Source organism: Nocardiopsis yanglingensis (assembly GCF_045809185.1).
In the GTDB taxonomy this organism is placed as follows: domain Bacteria; phylum Pseudomonadota; class Gammaproteobacteria; order Xanthomonadales; family Xanthomonadaceae; genus Stenotrophomonas; species Stenotrophomonas yanglingensis.
The window spans coordinates 119,032-125,003 of sequence record NZ_JBJNRH010000006.1 but is presented as its reverse complement, the minus strand read 5'-3'; the positions used below and the strand labels follow the sequence as shown (position 1 = coordinate 125,003).

General features: G+C 66.2%; 6 protein-coding genes. 1 reads left to right on the top strand and 5 read right to left on the bottom strand.

Annotation, left to right across the window (positions count from 1 at the left end; all coding sequences use genetic code 11):
* Positions 1 to 75: 75 nt before the first annotated feature.
* From ACJ7C5_RS10775 to ACJ7C5_RS10755, 5 genes are all read right to left on the bottom strand, one after another.
* Positions 76 to 978, bottom strand: coding sequence for a Rossmann-fold NAD(P)-binding domain-containing protein (locus ACJ7C5_RS10775; protein WP_412703878.1), 903 nt, complete (start codon positions 976 to 978; stop codon positions 76 to 78).
* Complete coding sequence (gene panE / locus ACJ7C5_RS10770) at positions 975 to 1,913, bottom strand: 2-dehydropantoate 2-reductase (protein ID WP_412703877.1); 939 nt, start codon at positions 1,911 to 1,913, stop codon at positions 975 to 977. The genes ACJ7C5_RS10775 and panE overlap by 4 nt, the downstream gene beginning before the upstream one ends.
* Before the next feature lie 297 nt (positions 1,914 to 2,210).
* Entirely contained in the window at positions 2,211 to 2,978 is a 768-nt protein-coding gene (locus ACJ7C5_RS10765) for a hypothetical protein (RefSeq protein WP_412703876.1), read from the bottom strand.
* A 323-nt stretch (positions 2,979 to 3,301) separates the two neighbouring features.
* Positions 3,302 to 4,093 (bottom strand): ABC transporter permease, encoded by a 792-nt coding sequence (locus ACJ7C5_RS10760; RefSeq protein ID WP_014038898.1) that lies wholly within the window; start codon positions 4,091 to 4,093, stop codon positions 3,302 to 3,304.
* The gene (locus tag ACJ7C5_RS10755; protein ID WP_097049480.1) at positions 4,090 to 5,037 is read right to left on the bottom strand and encodes an ABC transporter ATP-binding protein; all 948 of its coding nucleotides are present in this window, start codon (positions 5,035 to 5,037) and stop codon (positions 4,090 to 4,092) included. The genes ACJ7C5_RS10760 and ACJ7C5_RS10755 overlap by 4 nt, the downstream gene beginning before the upstream one ends.
* 105 nt (positions 5,038 to 5,142) lie before the next feature.
* Here ACJ7C5_RS10755 and ACJ7C5_RS10750 point away from each other — a divergent pair, with 105 nt between their 5' ends.
* Positions 5,143 to 5,892, top strand: a complete 750-nt coding sequence (locus tag ACJ7C5_RS10750; RefSeq protein WP_024958208.1) for a ferredoxin--NADP reductase — start codon at positions 5,143 to 5,145, stop codon at positions 5,890 to 5,892.
* Positions 5,893 to 5,972: the final 80 nt, after the last annotated feature.

The following is a 5,972-nucleotide window of genomic DNA, read 5'->3' as shown; positions in this document are numbered from 1 at the left end:
GGGGGGTTTTTGGTTGGGGCGGCCGGGGGGCGGCCCGGGGTGGGGGGGGCCCCCCCCCCCCCCGCCACTACCACATCAGATGCCGCAAGGTTGCGAAGCGGCCAGCGCCCGCAGCCCTTCCCGATACGTCGGAAACTGCGGTCTCCACCCAAGCGCTTCACGCGTGCCACGACTGTCGATGCGCTTGCTGCTCTCGTAGAAGCGGCGCAGCGTCTGGCTCAGTGCAGGGTCGTCCCAGGCCACGGCAGGTGGCATCGCAAACCCGCCCAGCTGCGCTGCGAAGGCCAGTACGTGCTGCGGCGGTGCCGGCTCGTCGTCGGCCGGCAGATACAGCCCATTCACGCACGGCCGCTGCATCGATGCGATAACGACCGTTGCCAGGTCATCCACGTGCAGTCGGTTGAATACAAGCCCAGGACGCACTACGTGGCGCGCACGTCCCTGTGCCAGCTGCAGCAGGGCATTGCGCCCGGGACCGTACAGGCCGGGCAGGCGGAACAGCGCCGATGCGATACCGCGTTGTTCGGCCAGTGCACGCCACTGTGCTTCGGCCCGCAGGCGCTGCACGCCGGCTGCTTCAATGGCATCGGCTGCGCTGCGCTCGTCGACCCAACCGCCGGCGCGGTCGGCATACACCGAGGTGGACGACAGATAGCCTACCCAGCGCAATGCCGGGCTGGCCTGCAGAGCGGGCAACAGCAGACGCAGTGCCGGGTCACCCTCGGCATCGGGCGGCACGCTGCACAGCACGGCCTCGGCCTGCGCGATCTCACCGAGCAGAGCGGGCGATGGCGTGGCGTCGGCACGTAGCTGATGGCGCAGCAGACCATCGCGTGGTGCCGATGCTGGATCGCGTACGGTGCCGGCGACGTGTGCGCCCAATGCCTGCAGATGTTGAGCCAGCACACAGCCGCTCCAGCCCATGCCAAGGATCAGCACCCGCGAGGGCAGGGTGCTGGCCTGCAACGTCTGGCTCACGCGCTGCGCAGCGCCTGGTAGGTCTGCAGGCTGCTGTAGGCGACCTGCAGCAGCAGGGCTTCCTGGTCGGCCTTGCGTGCGCGCGCCAGCATGTCGCCGACGATCTGTTCTGCCTCCACCTGCTGGCCGGCTTCCAGATCGCGCAGCATCGAAGCCTTCAGTGCCGAGCCGGCCTGGGTCAGGGTGCCGCGTGCGGTGTCCTGCGCGGCATCAGGAATCGGTTCACCGGCAGCCTCGGCCACGGCCAGGCATTCGTCGTACAGGCCGCGCACGATTGCCTCGCCATCATCGGTGGCGACGATGGTGCCGATATCCGCGCGCAGCAGGCAGGTGGCGGCGGCCAGCGCGGTCAGGAAGGTGTACTTGATCCACTGTTCCTGGCCAATGTGCTCGCTGACCAGGTGATCGAGGTTGGCCTGCGCGCAGGCGGCGGCGAAGGCACGTACACGTGCGGAAGCCGCGCCGCCATCGCGCTCGCCGAAGGTGAGCTTGGCCGGCTTGCCCAGATGCAGCACGGCGCCATCGGGTGCCTTGGTGGCGCTGATGAAGCACAGGCCGCCCAGCACCGCCTCGCGGCCGAAGCGCAGATCCAGCGCGTTGTAGTGATGCAGGCCGTTGAGGATCGGCAGTACGGTGGTGTTCGCGCCTACGGCCGGAGCAATGGCATCGATCGAGCTGTCCAGGTCATAGGCCTTGCAGCTGAGGATGACCAGATCGAACGGCTTCTGTGCGGCAAGCGCGGGCAGGGCGTCGGCGGTGACGTGCTGCACCGGGAAGCTGGCATCGCCGAGCGGGCTGCGGATGACCAGGCCATCGTGGTCCAGCTGGGCGGCGCGTGCGGGGCGCACGAGGAAGGTCACGTCCACGCCGGCCTGGGCCAGGCGACCGCCGAAGTAACCGCCGGTACCGCCGGCGCCGAGGATCAGGATGCGCATTGCACGTTCACCGTTTTCTGGGGAATCAGGAGTGCGATTGTGCCGGAGATTGCGGCCAACGGCGGTGCCCCTCGTGGTGGTTCGCGCAGTTGGTTTCATGAGTTGGGTCGTGTGCGCTGGGTTCGCGGGGGACGCCGTGAACCCGTCCATGGGGGCTTAGCCGCGCCATCCATGGCGCGGATACCCCCGCGAGCCCATCGCACACGACCCCTGACAGTTTCCGGGTGCGGCCACCACGGAAAGCAGATCAAGAGCGGAAGCGGGTCGCTCGCTGCGCTCGCTCGTGTAGAGCGGTGCTCAGGGTAGTTGTTCGCTGAAGTCTTCGGTGTAGCCCAATAGCAGTGTGGTGCGGTTGGCCAGCGTTGCAGCCAGTTGTGACCACGTGTCGTGCGTTCCGGCCGCGTAGACGCGCTGCAGGTCCGCGACCAACGCGCCCGCCTCTGCAGACGACGGTGCGCGGTCGCGCTGGAAACCGAGCCACGATGCGCCGAGTCCGAACAGGCGGTAGTCGTAGTGCTCCTGCAGATGCCGTATGAGGGCGTGGTTCTGGAAGATGTCCCAGTCCGCGCTGAAGTAGCCGTTGGGCAGGGCGGCGATCAGCAGGTCATCACGGGTCACGGGCACCTGCTGCACGCAGACCACGTCATCGATGATGAGATCCGGTGTCGCATTGGCAGCGACCAGCGCCTCGATGTCTGCGTCATTGCATAGCAAGGTGCCCGGCAAGGTGGTCCATTCCAGCCGATGCGTGGAATGCTCAAGCTGCGCGACCACATGCGCCAGCAACAGCCCGCGTGCCGCCAGCGCGTCTTCCGGCGTCGCCGGGTCTTCGTCCTCGTATAGCGCGATGCGTTCGTCATCGGACGCATGCATGCTGGTGTAGCGGCACTGGCCGACATCATCGAGCGTGCACAGGTAACGATGAAGGGGATCAGCCGTCTGCAGCGAGGCCAGGCAATCCAGCACCTCATCCAGCGTGGGCGAATCGCTCAGCAGGACATGGCTGAAGGCATCGATGGGGCCGTCCGACACGGCCTTGTCCAACGCAATGGAAGTGATCTTCATCGCCACAGCCTAGCCGTAATCCGAAACGAAAAGAGCCAAGCATCGGCTTGGTTCTACAGGGAACGCTTCATCCACGCATGGCGTGGATCTACCGTGTCGACCAAGGTCGACACCCACCAACAGCAGCGGGAACCTGTCGAGGGCGGGGTGGGTCCGGTTGCGGGGGCGTGAGCCGCATGGATGCGGCGACCGAGCTTACATGGACGTACTTGCAGCGGCCCCCGCAACCGGACCCACCCCGCCAACCCAAGGAATTCCAGCTTTTGACGTTGACGTTGACGTTGATTCGGCGGGTGCAGGGCCGCAGGCCCTGCAGCTACCTCTCAGCTGCGCATGCCCACGCCGCGGCGCAGCAGCCACAGTGCCAGCGCCGTCAGCGCCACCACGAATCCGATCATCAACCCGTAGGCCACCGGCAGCGGCACGTCACTGCTGCCCAGCAGGCCATAGCGGAACGCATTGACCATGTAGAAGATCGGATTCGCATGCGTCGCCGCCTCGGCCCAGCCCGGCAGCAGCTTCACCGAATAGAACACGCCACCCAGGTAGGTCAGCGGGGTCAGGATGAAGGTCGGCACGATCGCCACGTCATCGAATTTTTTCGCATACACCGCGTTGATGAAACCGGCCAGCGAGAAGATCGTCGCGCCCAGGATCACCGTGGTCAGCATCACCAGCGGGTGCGGGATGCGCACCGGGGTGAAGAACATCGCGATGATCAGCACGATCACGCCCACCATCAGGCCGCGCAGCACGGCACCGGCCACGTAGCCCCACAGGATTACCCAGTTCGGCATCGGGCTGACCAGCAGCTCTTCCACGTGGCGGCCGAACTTGGCACCGAAGAACGAGGAACTGATGTTGCCGTAGCTGTTCTGGATCACGCTCATCATCACCAGGCCCGGCACGATGAACTGCATGTAGGTGTAGCCGCCCATGTCACCCACGCGCGACCCGATCAGGTTGCCGAAGATCAGGAAGTACAGGGTCATGGTGATCGCCGGCGGCACCAGGGTCTGGCCCCAGATGCGCATGATGCGGGCGACTTCGCGGCGCACGATGGTCATCAGTGCGATGCGGTTGCGCTGGCCGTCGGTCAGCTCGGTGGTGCTCATGCAGGCTTCTCCAGGTTGCCGGTGAGGCGCACGAACAGCTCCTCCAGGCGGTTGCTCTTGGTACGCATCGAACGCACGCGGATGCCGGACTCGTTGAGCGTGGCAAACACGCGGTTGAGGTCCATTGCGCGCGGCATGTCGATGTCCAGCGTGTGCGGGTCCGGCGCGGTCAGGGTCGCGCCCTCGATCACCGGCAGCTGCGCCGGCAGGTCACCGTCGATGTCCAGCAGGAAGCCTTCCACGTCCAGCTTGGCCAGCAGGGTGCGCATCGGCCCCTGCTCGACGATCTGGCCATGGTTGATGATCGCCAGGTGGCGGCACAGGTACTCGGCTTCTTCCAGATAGTGCGTGGTGAGGATGATCGTGGTGCCGGCGGCGTTGATCTCCTTCAGCACGCGCCACATGTCGCGGCGGATCTCGATGTCCACGCCGGCGGTCGGCTCGTCCAGGATCAGCAGGCGCGGGCGGGTCATCATCGCGCGGGCGATCATCAGCCGGCGCTTCATGCCACCGGACAGCGTACGGCTCATCACCTGTGCCTTTTCCCACAGGTGCGCCCGCTTCAGTTCCTCTTCGGCACGCTGCTCGGCTTCCTCGCGCGGCACGCCGTAGAAGCCGGCGTAGTTGACGAGGATGTCGAAGGGCTTCTCGAACAGGTTGAAGTTGATTTCCTGCGGCACCAGCCCGATCAGGCGCATGGTGGCGCTGCGGTTGCGCACCAGGTCGCTGCCGAACACTTCCACCTGGCCCTCGCTGAGGTTGACCAGGGAGCTGATGATGCCGATCAGGGTCGACTTGCCGGCACCGTTGGGGCCGAGCAGGGCGAAGAAGTCGCCCGGGGCCACTTCCAGGGAAACCCCCTTCAGGGCCTGGGTGCCGTTGTCGTAGGTCTTGCGCAGGTCGCGCACGCGCAGGGCGGGCGCCGTATCGTTCTGGGATGCCAAGCTCGAAGCCTTCGCGCCCATGGGCTGGCGCTGGAGAGGGGCGGGGAGGGGCTATTATAGAAGACCCCGAGGGCTTGCCCCGGCTACACACTGTCCCGAAAAGTCGTGCCTGTTCAATTCCCCCTCAAGCTGGTCGGCTGCCGCATGCTGGCCCCGACCGTCGGCCACTACCAGTTCGTGCGTGACGATGGACAGCCGCTGGATTTCCAGCCCGGCCAGTTCATCCAGGTCCATTTCAGCTACGCCGACGGCACCGAAACCAAGCGCAGCTACTCGCTGGCGACCATCCACGACCACGCGCTGGGCCCGGGCGAGGCGGTGGATATCGCGGTCAGTTTCGTGCCCGGTGGCGCCGCCACGGCCCTGTTCGAGGCGCTGGAGCAGGGCGGGCAGATCAGTGCGTCCGGCCCCTATGGCCGGTTCTGCCTGAATCCCGGTGATCACAATGCCCGTTACCTGCTGATCGCCACCGGTACCGGTGTTACCCCGTACCGCTCGATGCTGCCGCTGCTGGAAAAGGCCATGGCCGAACGTGGTGTGCAGATCGTGCTGCTGCAGGGCGCGCGCAGCCCGGGCGAGCTGCTGTACAGCGAAGACTTCTACAGCTTCGCCGAAAAGCACCCGAACTTCCGTTATGTTCCGTGCCTGTCGCGCGAACTGCCGGCTGATCCGCACCCGGACGTGCAGCACGGCTACGTGCAGCAGGCGCTGGCCGGCTTCACGCCGGACCCGGCCACCGACATCGCCTACCTGTGCGGCAACCCGGACATGGTCGATGCCTGTGCAGAGCTGCTCAAGGCCGCCGGCCTGGGCAACCCGCAGATCCGCCGCGAGAAGTACGTCAGCAGTAAGTAAGTCAGGGTAGTGGCGGGCCCGGGGCGGCCCCCCCCCCAGAAGCCGGGTAATTCCCACCCCAGGCGGCAGACCCCCCCCCC

Bases quoted from the DNA above. Each gene is read 5' to 3' on its own strand.
- panE (WP_412703877.1), bottom strand. From the start codon at position 1,913: ATGCGCATCCTGATCCTCGGCGCCGGCGGTACCGGCGGTTACTTCGGC.
- ACJ7C5_RS10760 (WP_014038898.1), bottom strand. From the start codon at position 4,093: ATGAGCACCACCGAGCTGACCGACGGCCAGCGCAACCGCATCGCACTG.
- ACJ7C5_RS10765 (WP_412703876.1), bottom strand. From the start codon at position 2,978: ATGAAGATCACTTCCATTGCGTTGGACAAGGCCGTGTCGGACGGCCCC.